This is a genomic window from Firmicutes bacterium HGW-Firmicutes-1 (assembly GCA_002841625.1).
Lineage (GTDB): Bacteria > Bacillota > Clostridia > Lachnospirales > Vallitaleaceae > HGW-1.
Genome location: PHAG01000001.1, coordinates 350,253 through 367,728, shown reverse-complemented (window position 1 = coordinate 367,728; position 17,476 = coordinate 350,253). Strand labels below are relative to the sequence as shown.

9 protein-coding genes are annotated in these 17,476 nt (G+C 33.5%); 7 read left to right on the top strand and 2 right to left on the bottom strand.

The window, feature by feature from the left end:
* Positions 1–93 precede the first annotated feature (93 nt).
* Together CVU84_01495 and CVU84_01490 are read left to right on the top strand one after the other, a co-directional pair.
* Positions 94–1,923 carry a DNA topoisomerase III gene (locus tag CVU84_01495; protein ID PKM96415.1) on the top strand — a complete coding sequence of 610 codons (1,830 nt, stop codon included), beginning with the start codon at positions 94–96 and terminating at the stop codon, positions 1,921–1,923.
* Between the two features lie 21 nt (positions 1,924–1,944).
* Complete coding sequence (locus tag CVU84_01490; GenBank protein ID PKM96414.1) at positions 1,945–3,732, top strand: bifunctional homocysteine S-methyltransferase/methylenetetrahydrofolate reductase; 1,788 nt, start codon at positions 1,945–1,947, stop codon at positions 3,730–3,732.
* Between the two features lie 86 nt (positions 3,733–3,818).
* Here the strand turns inward: CVU84_01490 and CVU84_01485 are convergent, their stop codons facing one another.
* Both CVU84_01485 and CVU84_01480 read right to left on the bottom strand, forming a co-directional pair.
* On the bottom strand, positions 3,819–4,952 hold the full coding sequence (locus tag CVU84_01485; GenBank protein ID PKM96413.1) for an alcohol dehydrogenase: 1,134 nt from the start codon (positions 4,950–4,952) through the stop codon (positions 3,819–3,821).
* A 259-nt stretch (positions 4,953–5,211) separates the two neighbouring features.
* Positions 5,212–7,332, bottom strand: a complete 2,121-nt coding sequence (locus tag CVU84_01480) for a PTS lactose transporter subunit IIC (GenBank protein ID PKM96412.1) — start codon at positions 7,330–7,332, stop codon at positions 5,212–5,214.
* A gap of 316 nt (positions 7,333–7,648) precedes the next feature.
* On the opposite strand from CVU84_01480, the gene CVU84_01475 reads away from it, so the two are divergent.
* From CVU84_01475 to CVU84_01455, 5 genes are all read left to right on the top strand, one after another.
* Entirely contained in the window at positions 7,649–10,663 is a 3,015-nt protein-coding gene (locus CVU84_01475) for a hypothetical protein (GenBank protein PKM96411.1), read from the top strand.
* Positions 10,656–11,333 carry a hypothetical protein gene (locus CVU84_01470; protein PKM96410.1) on the top strand — a complete coding sequence of 226 codons (678 nt, stop codon included), beginning with the start codon at positions 10,656–10,658 and terminating at the stop codon, positions 11,331–11,333. Before CVU84_01475 ends, CVU84_01470 begins: the two co-directional genes overlap by 8 nt.
* Positions 11,334–11,522: 189 nt before the next feature.
* Positions 11,523–13,529, top strand: a complete 2,007-nt coding sequence (locus CVU84_01465) for a hypothetical protein (GenBank protein ID PKM96409.1) — start codon at positions 11,523–11,525, stop codon at positions 13,527–13,529.
* 486 nt (positions 13,530–14,015) lie between these two features.
* Complete coding sequence (locus CVU84_01460; protein ID PKM96408.1) at positions 14,016–15,035, top strand: phenylalanine--tRNA ligase subunit alpha; 1,020 nt, start codon at positions 14,016–14,018, stop codon at positions 15,033–15,035.
* 12 nt (positions 15,036–15,047) lie between these two features.
* The gene (locus CVU84_01455; protein PKM96407.1) at positions 15,048–17,441 is read left to right on the top strand and encodes a phenylalanine--tRNA ligase subunit beta; all 2,394 of its coding nucleotides are present in this window, start codon (positions 15,048–15,050) and stop codon (positions 17,439–17,441) included.
* Positions 17,442–17,476 lie beyond the last annotated feature (35 nt).

Sequence of the window (17,476 nt, the reverse complement as noted above, 5' to 3'; positions counted from 1 at the left end):
AAAGCATAGTAAGTAAATATATTAATACTATTTGTTCAATTGGCTTCTTTGTGCTATAATCTAACAAAGCTTCTTATAAAAAGGAGAAAAACTATGGGTAAACAATTAATTATTGCTGAAAAACCTTCAGTAGCAAGAGACATCGCCAAGGTATTGAAATGCGTCCAAAAGGGTGATGGTTTTATTGAAGGCATAGATTATATCATTACTTGGGCTATAGGGCACCTAGTAACGTTGTATGAGCCAGAAGACTATGATGAAAAGCTTAAGAAATGGCAGTATCAATCTCTCCCCATACTTCCGAATGAAATAAAAATAAAACCCTACGAAAAAACTGTTAAACAATTAAAGATTATTAACACTTTGGTTCACAGAAAAGATGTGGATTCCCTTATTTGTGCAACAGATAGTGGAAGAGAAGGTGAATTGATCTTTAGATATATATATAGTTATACAAAATGTAACAAAGCCTTTACGAGGTTATGGATTTCAAGTATGACAGATAAAGCCATCCTAGAAGGCTTTGAAAAGCTTAAGGATGGAGCAGCTTATAACGCTCTTTATCAATCAGCGAAATGTCGTTCAGAAGCAGATTGGTTAGTAGGGATTAATGCAACAAGGGCATATACTACAAAAAACAATATTTTGCTTAGCATTGGACGTGTACAAACGCCAACCTTAGCACTCATTGTACAAAGGCAAAAGGAATTGGATGCATTTGTTCCTAAGGACTATTTTGAAGTATCTGCTAACTTTAGTGATTTCAATGGTATTTGGTTCGATGAAAAGCCTTCAGAAACAAAGATTTTTCAGGAAGAAAAGGCAATTGAGATATCAGATAGAGTAAAAGGCCAAGAAGGAACTGTTAAAAAGGTCACTAAGAGTAAGAAAAAGGAAATGCCACCATTGCTTTATGATTTAACAGAATTACAAAGAGATGGAAATAAGAATTATGGGTATACAGCCCAAGAGGTATTGTCAATTGCGCAAGGGTTATATGAAAAAAGAAAGCTTATTACATACCCAAGAACTGATAGTAGGTATTTAAGCGATGATATGAAGCCAAAAGTAAAACAAACAATGGATCAATTAAACATCCCTCCATATAATAAGGCGATAGAGCCAGTCCTAGCAAAAGGCGAACTTAAGTTTTCAAAACGTATTATAGATAACAGCAAGGTAACAGATCATCATGCGATCATTCCAACGGATGTTACACCTAAAATAAATAGCTTAACGAAAGAAGAATTGAATATTTATCAATTGGTTGTTAAAAGATTTATTGCTGTATTTTATGATGATTTTTTGTTTGAAACAACAGAAGCGATTGTTGGTGTAGGTAAAGACACCTTTGTCACAAAGGGTAAAATTATAACACAAAAAGGATGGAAAAGCCTTTACATTGCAAACAAGGATGATAAGGAACAGATTTTACCTCCATTACAGAAAGGTGATAAACGAACCGTTGAAGATACTGAAGTATTGAAGAAGCAAACATCCCCACCAAAGCCTTATACAGAAGGAACGCTTCTTAGTGCTATGGAAAATGCGGGTAGATATATTGAAGACGAATCCTTAAAAGAGCATTTGAAGGAATCTGGCTTTGGAACGCCGGCGACTAGAGCAGGCATTATTGAAAGGCTCATTCAAGTAGAATACATAGGAAGAAAGGGAAAAGCATTATTTCCGACTCAAAAAGGTATAAACTTAATTGCCATTATTCCGGAAGAGCTTAAATCTGCTGAGACAACAGGAAAATGGGAGAAAGCACTTCATAAAATCAGTCAAGGTGAGATGGAATCAGAAAAATTCATGAACAGTATTAAAAGGTTTGTTGTTTATTTAGTTAAGAGTTCTGAAGTAAACAAAGGAACTGTTGTATTTGAAGATCATAAAAAGAATTATAAAGGTAAAAAAGCTTAAATCCCAAAAAGGAAGAATCACATGAAAAACAACTCTATTAAAGCATATATTGAAAAAAATATATTATTAATTGATGGTGCAATGGGTACCTATTATGCGAGTCAAGAGAATGATTACAATCATCTGAGTGAAAAGGCAAATCTTGAAAAACCTGAAGCTATAACGAACATTCACAATGCCTATATTGGTGCAGGAGCAAAGCTTATCCGTACGAATACTTTTTCAGCAAATCGCTATGATATGGCTTGTTCGGTTCAAGAAGTAAACAAAGTGCTTCAAAAAGGCTATGATATTGCAACTGCTTGTGCCTTGAATCAAGACGTGTTTGTCGCTTGTTCAATAGGACCCATTACCGAGACCAGTGAAAGCTCTGAAACAGAAATCATGGGTGAGTATTATAGAATAATTGATGTTTTTTTGAACTTAGGTGCGAAAGCCTTTGTTTTTGAAACGTTCTCACAGACAGATTATATTAAAAAGTTTGTTCCATATATCTTAGACAAAAATAAAGATGCTGAGATTATTGCCTTATTTACAATAAATTTACATGGATATTCAAAAAAAGGCATTGGTTATAAACGAATGATTGAAGAATTAACGAATCTGAATGGCTTAACTGCTTTTGGATTTAATTGTGGGGTTGGTGCAGGACATCTTTATAATCTTTATAAAAATATTGATTTAGAGAAGAACATCTATGCTGCAGTACCAAATGCAGGCTATCCAGAAAAAATCTATGATAGAACCTTATATATGGATAATTCGGATTATTTTGCAGAAAAAATAATTGATATATGTAAGCTTGGAGTTAAAATAGTTGGGGGTTGTTGCGGTACAACACCTGCTCATATACAGCAAATATCTAATTATTTAGAGACATTTGAGATAGAAGCTCATAGGAAGAAAAACAGTATAGAATCTTTGCGTATCGTTTCTCAGAAAAAAGAAAATCCTTTTTGGGAAAAGTTAGATAGAGGTGAATTTGTGGTAGCCGTAGAAATTGACCCACCATTTGGATACGATATTTCGAAATTGATGGAAGCGGCTCATATTTTAAAAGCAGAAGGAGTGGATATATTAACAATTGCTGATTCCCCACTTGGGAAGATGAGGTTGGATTCCTTAATGATGGCAACAAAAATATATCGAGAAGTTGGAATTGATGTAATGCCTCATGTGTGCTGCAGAGATAAAAATGTCATTGCATTGAAATCTGTAATATCGGCCGCTTATGTTGAAGGCATAAGAAATTATTTACTGGTTACGGGGGATCCCTTACCAGATATATTGAGAAATGAGATTAAAAGTGTATTCAATATGAACTCTGTCAAGTTGATGTCACTTGTAAAGGAAATGAATGAAGAGCTCACGAATGAGGATGTATTTATATATGGTGGTGCGCTCAATCCAAAGGGTGCTAATTTAGATAAAATAATTGAAAAGGTGCTTCAAAAGAAAGAGGCAGGAGCTAAATACTTACTCACACAACCTATTTATACTGAGCAAGATATTCAAAAGTTAAGGTTAATAAAAGAAAAAACAGGAATTAAAATATTGGGTGGAATACTACCCTTAGTAAGTTATAAAAATGCACAATTTATAAATAATGAATTTGCTGGGATGAATATTCCAGATGTTGTAATAAATATGTTTAACACAAAGATGTCAAGGGAAGAAGCAGAAGAAGTCGGTATTCATATTTCGGTAGAGCTTGGTAAGGCCATGACGCCAGTGGTTGATGGATTATACCTTATGACACCCTTCAATAGAGCAACGATGATAGGAAAAATTTTAAAACGACTTCATTAAAAGGGAGGTGCTACACAAATTGTGCAGCACCTCCCTTTTCGTTTATAAGTGAAAAATGGAATTAGCAATTTTTATAGTAGTTACTTTTAATATATATCCTCAAGGATTTGGATGATCTCCTCAAGAGTTGGAACTCTTGGATTGGTTTTAGTGGTTGCATCTTGCAGCGCATTCTTGGCAATTTCTTCTTTGAATTTATCCAAATCAGATTTAAGGATTCCTTGTTCTCTGAGAGAAATTGGCATTTTCATATCTTTTTGCAGTTTTATGATTGCTTTTGTTAAACTATTAATTGCTTCACCAATATTTGAAGAAGGAAAGTTTAGCATCTTAGCAACGTTTGCATATTTAATTGCAGCCTCGTTGTAGGTTTCATTATAATTACCTTTTATATTTGCATTATATTTTATAATATGTGGCAGGAGAATAGAGTTTATTCTTCCATGTGCAATTTTGAATTGTGCACCTAAGGCATGAGCTAAACCGTGGTTGAGCCCTAATGAAGTATTATTGAAGGCCATCCCTGCTATACAGGAGGCATTATGTATTTTTTCTCGAGCTTTTAAATTGTCTCCTTCAGTATATGCATCTAGAAGATTTTCGCAAACTAATCTTACTGCTTTTTCTGCTAAGGCATCACTAAAGTCATTGCACTTGGTAGACACATAAGCTTCCATTGCATGTGTCAAGACGTCCATACCTGTGTCAGCTGTAACAATTTTTGGAACAGTAATAACCAGCTTTGGGTCTAATATAGCTATATCAGGAAGTAGACTATCACTAACAAGAGGATATTTAATATTATTTTGTTTATCAGAAATGACTGCAAATGAAGTAACCTCAGAGCCTGTACCACTTGTCGTTGGAATAGCAATACAAAGGTTTTTACTTTTACCACTAATCTTTAAAGCAAATTCAGAAATTGCCTTTGCTGCATCAATAGCTGAGCCGCCGCCTAATCCGATAACAGTATCAGGATCAGCCTGTAAAAATGCATTTACACCTTTTGCAACTTTTTCAATAGGGGGGTCGGGGACAATATCATCGAATATTGTGTAAGGCACTTTCATATCATCTAAAATAATAGTTAAATTATTTATAGCACCAGATTGTACCATAAATGGATCCGTGACTACGAATACCTTCTTAATCTTTAACACCCTTAATGCATCTAATGCATTTTCACCAAAAAACACTTTAGTATATATCGTAAAATCCATTGGTTCACCCCTTTAGTAATCGTTATTCTATAATATAGACTATATAGTATTATAGTGTTAGCATATATATCTACTTATCGTTGTAAAAATTTGTCCTTCGGGGGATAAACTATTGAAATTTCGAAGATGAGATAGGTATATAAGCTGACGAGACGATCTTTTTGAATTTGAACAGTCTCATTTCCTATATCTTGTCATACGATACAAGATATAGGAAATGAGACTGTTTGTTTTTGGTATATTTTTTATAATGCACCTCTTAGTCGTGTTGAGAATTCAAGTATTCAATTATTTGATTAGGTAAAACGGGCTTACTAAATAAATAGCCTTGATAATTGAGACAGCCAAGCTTCTTCAAGATAGCTTGCTGTTCTTTTGTTTCAACATATTCAGCAATGACCTTTACATTCAAAGAATTGGCTAAATGAACCATAGAAGATATAATTTCCTGACAATTTTTATCTTTAACAACATCCTTCGTAAGGGAACCATCTAATTTGATGGTGTCGACCTTAAAGTTACGCATAAACAACATAGAGGTATAACCCATACCGAAATCATCCATAGCAATTTTTACTCCTAAATCCTTTAAGTTTGCCATGAATTGATGAGTTGTATGATCAGTTTTTAATGGAGCAGATTCTGTGATTTCAAGCTCGATTTGTTGCGGATTGATATTATACTTTTTAATAGAATCCTTTAAAATCATTAACATCTTTTCATCGTTTAATTGTTCAGGTGAAATATTGATACACATCTCTATATTAACGTTTGATTGGTTTTTCCATTCTGCCAATTGAGAACAAGATTTTGCAATAATCCATCGACCTAACTCATGGATGAGGCCTGATTCTTCTGAAAGTACAATAATCAGTTGAGGGGGTACCTTTCCATATCGATAATGATTCCACCTCAGAAGCACCTCTACACCTGTAACAATACCTTGATCATTCACTTGTGGTTGATATTCAAGATATAAAGTATTGTTTTTAAGAGCATCTTTTATTTCATAAATTAATACATTTGCAATATTCCCGATATCATCAAATCGTGATAAAACTTTATGAGATGAATTGTAGTTGTTTAAAATAACCGCTAATAGTTTTTCGTAGGATGCTTTGATTGTTCTATCTTTTTGAATTTCAAACATTTTGACAAAAGGAATATAGATAGCTACGCCAACCGATAAGTTTACGAGTTGTAAGAGTATACCTCGCCATGATCCTGTAGCTGTTAACCCTCCTAATAAGATTGGTGTGGTCCAGTTGACCTCAGCAATTGTTAGAGGAACTAAGCCAATAGCTGTAGCTAAATAAGCTATTTTATAAAGTAATATTGGTACAAATATATAAGGGATTAAAAACACTGGGTTTAACACAATAGGTAAACCAAAAAAGATAATTTCATTAATATTAAATAAGGCAGGTAATAAGGATAGTTTTGCCATTTTAGCAGTAGTAGACTTTTTAGCAACTATGAAAATGGCAAATAATAAACATAATGTAGAGCCGGCACCTCCAATAAATACAAAAACATCTAAGAAGGGCTTTGTTAGGATGTGAATGGGTTCTTGATTTAGCACAAGAGTATTGATGTTTTGATGTACGGCGGCCATATATATATTGTCTGATATGGAATAAAGAACATTTCCTCCATGAATACCAAAAAACCAGAATACTTGATGAAGTATAACGAACAATAGGCCAGAAAAAAATGGATTATCAATATTCTCAAAGCCTCCAACTGCCAAATGAGTAAGTAAACTATTAATATCTTGGATGCCAAAATAAGTTAGGCTATACCTCAACAGTACAAAAACAAATAAAGTGAACGAAAATGGAAGGATGGAAGTGAGTGCTAGTTGTAAATTTGAATCATTATCTATATAAAAGGATTTTAGTCTAATTTTAGATAATTTATGTACTTTTACAAAGATAGTACTTGAAGTAAGGGAGATCAGTAATGCCATAAACACTCCGGTAACACCAACTTGATTTGTGTTTAAACCTGTCATGGTTGTATTCGTAATGATCAGAAAAGATATCATTGAGGCAAGTGCGACAATAATTGGATTCAATTGAACGTTCTTTTCAGAAGAATAATGTGATACAAAGGAGAAGCTTACGGTAATAGATAGGGCAAGGCCCATGATACCAAATGTTAAGTTCCAGATTAAATCACCGACCATTTTCCATGTAGAACCAAAGAGATCATTCATAAAATTTTGATAGGGAGCAATCGGAAGGTTGTTGAAAATTAACGAGATAGATCCTGCAATAATCAGCGGGATTATTAAAATTAGGCCGCTTCTAATAGACTTAATTAAAATGTTTTTATTTATTTTGTCTGATATATGTATAATTTTATTTGCCAAATACATGTGGTAATCTCCAGTCTGTTATGATTACTGTGCTAGGATTCTTATTCAAATGAATCCCATTTAACGATACTAAAATGATATAGGTGATTATTATTATAACATATTAAAGTTACTGAAAGGTATAGGTGATGTAATATATTGTCAAATTATTTTAAGTTTTAAGATAAAGGTTGTTTTTACTTGAACAATACCAAACGTAGTATTAAGTGTCTTGTAAAATGGAGTCAAATTTTGTATAATTAAGAAATATGTAGCCCCAATTTTTTGTTGGGGTAGTGTTATTCCAAAAAAACAATGTAGAGTTGAGGGCGTATTTATGAACCTATGGTCTTTATGCTATTTTACTGGATTTATTTTCTACATGTTTAGTGGTATTTATGTTTTTCTACTTAATAAAAAATCAATTATTAATATTATGTTTCTTATTATGTGTATCAATCTAAGTTTTTGGAGTCTAGGATATACCTTTATGGTATCTGCTAACGATTATCGGCCAGCCTTGTTATGGCGAACTATCTCCAGTTTAGGATGGTGTTTTTTTTATGGTTCAATGCTCTTGTTTATAACCTCTATTACAAATAATCACTGGATCAAAAAGTATTATCGCTACTTCCCATTGCTATATATCCCTTCAACACTTTTCTTCGTGCAGTTTTTGAAAAATACAGAAGGTGAATTGGTAAAGACAACAATGGGCTGGGTGTTTTTGAATACCAATCGTACAAAGTGGTCAGTGGCCTTTGATATTCATTATGTGAGTTATGTTCTTTTAGGGCTAATGCTATTAACTTTATGGAGAAGACGCACAGAATCTGTAAGAGAAAAAAGACAAGCAGAAATCATCATCATTACTACCTTGACGACATTAATTCTTGGAGGGATTACAGATACGTTATTACCATTACTTGGCTTTGAAATATTACCATTAGGAGTATTGCTTTGTACAATTGTAATGGCCGGTATTTGGTATGCAATTAGCAAGTATAAGCTTATGAATTTAACGCAAGAAATAGCAGCAGAATATGTGTTGAATACAATGAAGGATCCTGTCATCATTATGAATAATGATTTTATAATAGGTGAAGTGAATAAGGCTACAATGGATATAACTGGTTTATTTGATCACCAAATAATTGGGGAGTCTGCAAGTAAAGTAATCAATCATTTTCAAAAGAACAATGAATTTGTCATTGAACTACTAGAAAAAGGTTACATGAATGGATATGAATTAGAGTTGATAAATAGTAACAATGAAAAAACCCCATGTCTTTGTTCGGGAGTAGCTGTAGAAAATGACTATGGTGAGCGAATAGGGGCAATACTGGTTTTTCATGATATAACAAGCCGCAAAAAAAATGAAGAGTTGATTCAACATGCTCATAAACAACTAAACTTGAAGGTATTGAAGTTAAGAAATGTATTTGATCATGTTGGTGAAGGCATCTTAACATTGAAAAATGACTTGATGATTCAAGGTGAATATAGCTTGGAATGTGAAAGAATTTTTGGAGGAAAGGTTTATAATAAAAGTTTCTCTGAATTGCTTTATCCAGATGATATTGAAATGCAAAATTTTACGAATGAGTTGTTATTGAAAATTTTTTATTGTGAAGAGGATATGAGAGAGTTGTATATGCCTTTATTACCTGAGGAAATGAATATTGGAGATAAAAGTGTTAGCATAAGTTATAAAATGGCTAAAGATGAAAAAATAGAGAACTTCATTATGGTGATTATAACAGATATAACTGATAAAAAGCTTTTAGAAAAGCGAATGGACGAAGAGAGAAAAACATTAAAAATGGTTGTAAAAGCAATTTTGGGCAGAGACGATTTTATTTCATTAATAAAAGGATATAAAAAGTTTTTCAAACAAAGTTTTCGTCAAATTCCAAATACACAGGTTGAAGGTTTATTAAGGCAGATTCATACATTTAAAGGTAGTTTTAGCCAATATTATATGCTTAATCTAGTTGATAAACTTAATCAATTAGAGGATCAATTGTATAAAATGGAAGAAGCAAATATCCTAGAGGTTATTAATGGGGACAAATTATATTTATGGTTACAGGAAGACTTGGATATTATTGAATCCTTCACTGGAAAAGACTTTTTTAAAGAAGGAGAACTCTTTCATATTGAGAATGAAAAGCTTATAAAAATTGAAGAAAAAATAAGAACTACCGTAAATTATAAAGAAGCTAAAACGATATTAGCAATGATTAAAGATTTGAGATATCAATCCCTCCATGAGTTATTGAGCAATTACCCAGAGTACACCATAAAATTGAGTGAACGTTGGGGTAAAAACATAAAGTCATTTGAAATAACTGGAGACGAGGTTTTTGTAGATAGAATGGATTATCATGAAGTTGTAAAATCACTTGTACATATTTTCAGGAATTGTGTTGACCATGGAATCGAAGCAGAAGATATACGTTTAGAAAAAGGAAAAGATATTTTCGGAAAAATATCTTGTGTGATTCAAGACTGTGGTGAAAACTTTAATATCATTATTTCAGATGATGGAAGAGGTATAGACGTAAAATTCATGGAAATGAAGGCACTTGAAAAAGGGCTTATTACTAAAGATGAGCTTGATTCTATGAGTGAAGAACAGAAAAAGATTCTTGTTTTTATTCCTCATATGACAACTAGAGATAGTGCTACTAATTTATCTGGTAGAGGTATTGGGCTAAAAGCGGTCAAGGCAAGTGTAGAGGAGATTGGTGGTTTGATTGAAATCAAAAACGGCATAGAGGAAGGAACTGTGTTTACACTTACGCTACCTAAAAAAATAACAAGTGAAGAAGTTGACGAAATATCGGCAGAAGCTTTTATTGAAGCAGTTGTGATGACAACGAAAGAACATCTTTCTGAGAATGTAGGTTTAAGCTTTGAGTCTGAACAAATGATATCGGAGAGCATCATTCAGCTAAATGAGATTACTGTATTTATTAGTATTAAAGGTACTATAAATGGTATCATTTTATTTAGTACGAATGAAAATAGTGTTATTAGCTTGTTAAAGTACTTGATATTGGGAGATATCATTTTAGAAAAAAAGGAAAGCTATATAGATGATGCTAGTGGCGAAGTGGTTAATACAATCATTGGGAATGCACTTGTAAAGTATCAAGAGACAAATTGTCTTTTTACGATTGGGATACCATTGGTTCTTAGGAATAAAGGTGGTTATTTAAAGCATACGCAGTTACAAAATAAGATATATTCATTGACATGCAACAATCATAAGCTTAGTGTGGGAATTTTACTTGATTTTGATGAAGATGAGATCTATGAATCAATAGGAGGGGTAATCAATGGCTAAGGTATTGATAGTCGATGATTCAATGGTTATGAGAAATAATATTGAGTATATTTTTCTTGAGGCCGGTCATGAAATTGTAGGGAAGGCAAGTGATGGAAAACAAGCAACAGTCTTATATAAAGAGTTGCAACCAGATATAGTAACTATGGATATTTCAATGCCAATTATGAATGGTGTGGACGCAGTTACTCAAATCATTGAAATTGATCCAGAGGCTAGGATCATTATGATTAGTGCACTTAATCAGAAGCAAATGTTGTTTGAAGCTATCAATCGAGGAGCTAAACATTATGTTCTTAAGCCAGTTGAAACAAAAAGTCTACTTAAAATAGTTAATCAGGTTTTGAGTGAGAAAGGACGTACATCTCCAAAACCCAATACTGTTAAAACTTCAACTTCAAATGATAAGCAACCAGCATTTCATGTTGAAAATAATAACGGAACTTTTATTATACATTTTAGTAGAGTAATGAAAGAGCGTGATATTACCTCACTTGACCTTGTAATGCAAGGACTTATGCAAGTAAAACCACTTCGTATGGTTATCGATATTGGGAATATAGAGCATCTAGGAAATCAGGTGCTTAAGTATATTGAACAGCTTTCCGAAAGAGTAAAGCAAGTAGGAGGAGACTGGGGAGGCAATCTTCATAATAATGAACAGGAATGACATCCATTTTAAGGAACTGATTTGTTCATATACTACAATACAACAAGGGAGGCAATGGGATTGAATTTGTTTAATTCTGACAATAGCATCAAATATTAAAACTATTGTATTATTATTGAGAATAATGTATAATATTATTATATTTTAGCACGGAATTATTTCATAATTCAATTAAAGGAGTTGAGAATATTGACACTTAAGATGAAATTACTGTTAATGTTTTTCTTTTCAATTGCGGTATCTCTTTTTGTGATCGGATTTGGGTCCTACTTAACAGCAAATAGAAGTGTTAAGGATTTATATATTAATCAAGGGAGTCAAATAATTGACAAATCAGAGCAGGCAATTACATATTTCTTAAATGAGTATGAAAGCAGTACCCAATATTATGCTGGTTCTCAATCAATTATGAACCATATTAAAAGCGGAAGTACTGATCATTCAATGGTTTTAAAAGATTTAGAAGCTTTTAAAAATGCACATGCAGATTTGTTATATATTTATATTGGGATTGAAGATAAACAGATGATCATGTATCCAGAGGATGATTTGCCAGAAGGGTATGATCCAACTTCAAGAGATTGGTACAAACAAGCTAAGGAAAAAAAAGCAACAATTTGGACCGATCCATATCCAGATGCATCAACAGGACTTATTGTTGTAACAGTTGCAACACCTGTGTACGATACAGATGGAAAACTCCTAGGGGTAGTTGGGATAGATTTTACACTAACTACATTATCTGAAGAGCTTGCTAAGACTCAAATTGGTGAAAATGGATATTTATTCTTAACGACTAGTATTGGCAATGTTATAGCACATCCGGATGAAACACTATTAGATAAACCTATTCCAGTGGAATCAGTGCTCAAAAAAATAACAAGTGAAGATACGGGTTCAATGACATATACATATAAAGAAAAAACAGGTAAAAAAGACAATACTAAGGAAGAAAAGAAAATCCTAGTATTTAATACAGTAGATAAAAATGGCTGGAAACTAGGCGGATCGATATATTACTCTGAGGTAAATGATTATGCTCTTGCCATCTTAAAAAATATATTGATTTTAGGTGTAATATCCCTAGCACTTGGAGTATTTATATCTGTAATTTTAGCTAATTCTATCTCTAGACCAATAAAATCATTACTAGAAGATATGACAAAGGTAAAAACAGGAGATTTCTCTATTAGAACAAATGTTAGTAGAAGCGATGAGATTGGAGACTTAGCAAAATCCTTTAATTTAATGGTAGAGCAATTAGGGATTTTAATTAACAATATCAATTCTGCTTCCAAAAAAGTGTTGGTGGCATCAGAAAATTTAAATGTATCATCTAAAATTGCAGGAGAGGCTATTAAGGAAATTGCACTTGCATCAGATGAGATTGCTAGAAGTGCTGGTGAAGAAGCTGAACAGGCTGAAAGAGGTTCTCTTTTCATCACTGAAATATCTGATCAGTTAACAGTGCTGAATGCGAACCAAGATGAAATTACGGAGTATATTGGAATAGTCACTCAATCAAAAGAAAAGGGTGTTCATACCGTAGGTAATCTTAAAAACAAAAATAAAACAAACCAACAATCTAATACGAAAATTGCAGATTCGATATTTTCATTAGCTGAAAAGATTAAAGAGATTATCTACTTCCTTGAAACCATTACAACCATTGCAGCTCAAACGAATCTACTTGCATTAAATGCATCCATAGAAGCTGCTAGAGCAGGAGAACATGGTAAGGGGTTTGCGGTTGTAGCAGATGAAATAAGAAAGCTAGCGGAGGCATCTAATCATGCTGCTACAGAAATTAATACAATCGTCTCTAACATTGTAAAGAATACCGATGATACGGTTTCCATGATGGATAGCGTTACGAAAATCGGGAACGATCAAGCGGAAGTTGTTCTTGAGGTTGATCAATCCCTATCAGATATTTCAAGCTCAATTGAAGGTATCACCGAGAAGATTGCAACCTTAAATAACTCTATTGTACAATTAGATCATCATAGAGTTGAAATGGTAGATGTTATCACAAATATTTCAGCTGTTTCACAGGAGACAGCGGCGGCATCTGAGGAAGTGAATGCTACAGTTCAAGAACAATCCTATGCAATTACTAAAATTTCTGAAGCGGTTGAAGATTTACATGCACTTGCTAATGAACTTACTAAAACGATTAATCAATTTAAGATTTGATAATATACTAGATAATCATTTCATATTTATAATAGCCAAAACCACCTTATAAAGGTGGTTTTGCTTTGTCAACCATAACTATAATATAGAATAGAGTAATGTTGTAATTACACATCCGAATTTGTTTTTAACCCTTGACATCAACGGATTATATGATAAAATATAAAAGATAATATAAAAGCTATGACCGTGTACAGTAGATATTCGTATTCTTATAGAGAGAAGGTGCCCTTGGCTGAAAGCACTTTTAAGTTCATTCGTTTATTGAATTTCCCACGAGAGCTGCATGACTGAACCTTTAGTAAGTTATGACGGAAGCTGCACGTTAAGCAAACTAAGTGTCTGTGATAAATCATAGAAATTAGGGTGGTACCACCGAACAGTTCGGTCCCTTTGTGGGATGGAGCTTTTTTATTGTTTAGAAAGATAGCTTCAAACGGACAATTCCAATTATAAGATAGATTGAAAAAAGGAAGGAGTACTATAATGATAGCTAAATTGCAAGAAATAAAAGATGGTGCAATAAAGAATATTTCAGAAGTTACAGATCTTAAAAAGCTTGACGAAATCCGTGTTGCTTTTTTAGGTAAGAAAGGTGAGCTTACAAGTGTTTTAAGAGGTATGAAGGATTTAACTGATGAAGAGAGACCTCATATTGGTAAATTAGCAAATGAGGTTAGAGAACTTATTGAGGAAGAACTTGAAAAAGCTAAGACGGCTTTAAGTGGATCTGCCAGAGAGCATCAACTAAAAACTGAGTTTATTGATGTAACTATGCCAGCAAAAAGAGCTAGTATTGGACATAGACATCCGATGAATGTTGTTTTAGATGACTTGAAAAATATTTTTATAGGTATGGGCTATTCTATTGCAGAAGGACCTGAAATTGAAAATGATTATTATAATTTTGAGGCACTTAATATTCCAGAAAACCATGCAGCTAGAGACGAACAAGATACTTTTTATATCAATAAAGACATCATGCTTCGTACAGCAACATCTCCTGTTCAAGTAAGAGTTATGGAAAACAATAAGCCGCCAATCAGAATTATTGCACCAGGTAGGGTTTATCGTTCTGATGAAGTAGATGCAACCCATTCTCCTGTATTTCATCAAGTTGAAGGACTTGTAATTGATAAGGGAGTAACAATGGCGGACCTAAAAGGTGCTTTAGCGGAATTTGCAAGAGAATTATATGGTGAAAAGGTGAAGGTTAAATTTAGACCCCATTATTTCCCTTTTACAGAACCAAGTGCAGAAATGGATGTTTCTTGTGTTATGTGTGGTGGAGAAGGTTGTCGCGTATGTAAAGGATCAGGTTGGATTGAAGTACTAGGCTGCGGGATGGTACATCCTAAGGTGTTAGAAATGTCAGGTATTGATTCAACGATATATAGTGGCTTTGCCTTTGGAATGGGACTTGAACGTATTACTATGCTTAGATACGGTATAGAGGACTTGAGACTCTTTTATGAAAATGACATTAGGTTTTTAAAACAATTTTAAGGAGGTATACTGATGAATGTTCCAATGAAGTGGTTAACAGATTATGTTGATATAGATTGTGATATTGTAACCTTTACAGATGCAATGACGATGTCAGGCTCTAAGGTTGAAGGCTATGAAAAGCTTGGTGAGGATATTGATTTGGTTGTGGTTGGTAAAATTCTTGAAATCAAACAACATCCTGATGCAGATAAATTAGTGATTACACAAGTAGACGTAGGTAGCGAGGTTATTCAAATTGTAACAGGTGCCAATAATATTAATGTGAACGATTATATCCCAGTTGCTATTAATGGAGCTTCCCTTCCAGGAGGTATGAAAATAAAAAATGGTAAGCTTAGAGGAGTGGAGTCTAATGGAATGCTTTGTTCCATCGAAGAGTTAGGCTTTACAAAAGAAGAGTATCCAGATGCACCAGAGCATGGAATATTTATTTTTGATCAACCCTATGAGCTTGGTATGGATGTAAAGAAAATATTTGGATTAGATGATATTGTTGTAGAATATGAAGTGACTTCCAATAGACCAGATTGTTTTAGCGTTTTAGGACTTGCAAGAGAAGCGGCAGCAACCTTTCATAAAGAATTTAAATATCCTGAGATGATTTATGAAGAAGTGAAAGGAAATCCAGGGGATTATGCTACTGTAACGATTGAAAATGAAAAGCTATGTCCTCGATATATTGGTAAGATCGTTCAAGATGTTAAAATTCAGCCATCTCCAAGATGGTTACAACAGAAACTAAGAGCAGCAGGTGTTAGACCAATTAACAATATCGTAGATATTACGAACTTCATAATGATTGAAATGGGTCAACCGATGCATGCTTTTGATGTAGAGACTTTAGAAGACAAAAAAATTATTGTCAGAACAGCTAAAGATGGGGAAAAAATAATAACTCTAGACAATGAAGAACGAACACTTGATACTTCCATGCTCGTTATTGCAGATGCAAAAAAACCCATAGCTGTTGCTGGGGTGATTGGTGGAAACAACACAAAAATAACAGAAAAGACAACTACTATTTTATTTGAAGCTGCAAACTTTGAAGGAACAAGTATAAGATTAACTTCGAAAAAATTAGGTATAAGGACAGATGCCTCGACGAAGTATGAAAAATATTTGGATCCTAATAATGTGGAAGCAGCAACGAACAGAGCTTGCCAATTAGTCGCAATGCTTGGAGCAGGAAAAGTAGTTGAAGGCATCATTGATGTTTATCCATTAAAAAGATTACCTATGACGATCACTTATAACGCTGATAATATTAACAGACTCCTTGGGACTGATATTTCAGAAGCTGATATAGTGGATAGCTTTAAGAGATTAGAGTTTATCGTTAATCAAGAAGCTAAAACTGTAACAGTACCTACCTTTAGACCAGATTTAAGCCATGAAGCTGATTTAGCTGAAGAGGTTGCAAGGTTATATGGATATGACAAAATACCAGTTACACTTGCAACTGGAACTCCAACTGTTGGTAAGAAGAGCTTCAAGCAAAAAATAGAAGATATAACGCATATCGTTATGGAGGATTGTGGACTAAGTGAAGCAATGACTTATTCTTTCGAAAGTCCTAAGGTATTCAATAAATTAAACATCCCAGAAGGTCATGAACTCAGAAATACTGTCGCTATTTCTAATCCGTTAGGGGAAGATTTTAGTAATATGAGAACGACTACAGTGAACGGGATCCTAAATGCACTTGCTACAAATTTTAATAGAAGAAATGAAGCAGCAAAATTGTATGAGCTAGGTACAATTTATTTGCCTAAAAGCTTACCACTTGTAGAGTTACCAAAAGAGCAATTAAAGCTTACGATTGGTATGTATGGTTGTTGTGATTTTTATGATGCAAAAGGGGTTATTGAAACGCTGATTGAAAAGCTAGGATTTATTGATAAGATTTCCTATGATCCTAAAATTGAAGTTCCATTTTTACATCCAGGACGTAGAGCGGGGATATTAATAAATGGCAGCAAGGAATTAGGATATATCGGAGAGGTTCATCCTTCTGTTGCAGATCAATATGAAATAGGTGAAAGAGCCTATATTGCAGTAGTTGATATGGCTTTGATTGTAAAGAATGCAAATCTAGATCATTCCTATCAACAAATTGCAAAATATCCTGCAGTGAATAGAGACATTGCATTTTTGGTAAAGGATGAAGTGATTGTTCAAGATATCGAAAACATCCTTAAGCAACGCTGTGGGAAAATACTTGAAAATTATAAACTGTTTGATGTTTACAAGGGTTCACAAATAGAAGAAGGCTATAAATCCATTGCGTATTCCTTAGTCTTTAGGGCAAATGATCATACATTAAGTGAAAAAGAAATCAATAAAGTAATGAGTAAGGTTGTCAATGGACTGGAATTTGACTTAGGTGCTAAGTTAAGACAATAAATATTAACAATTTAACTGGATTTTTGACACCAACC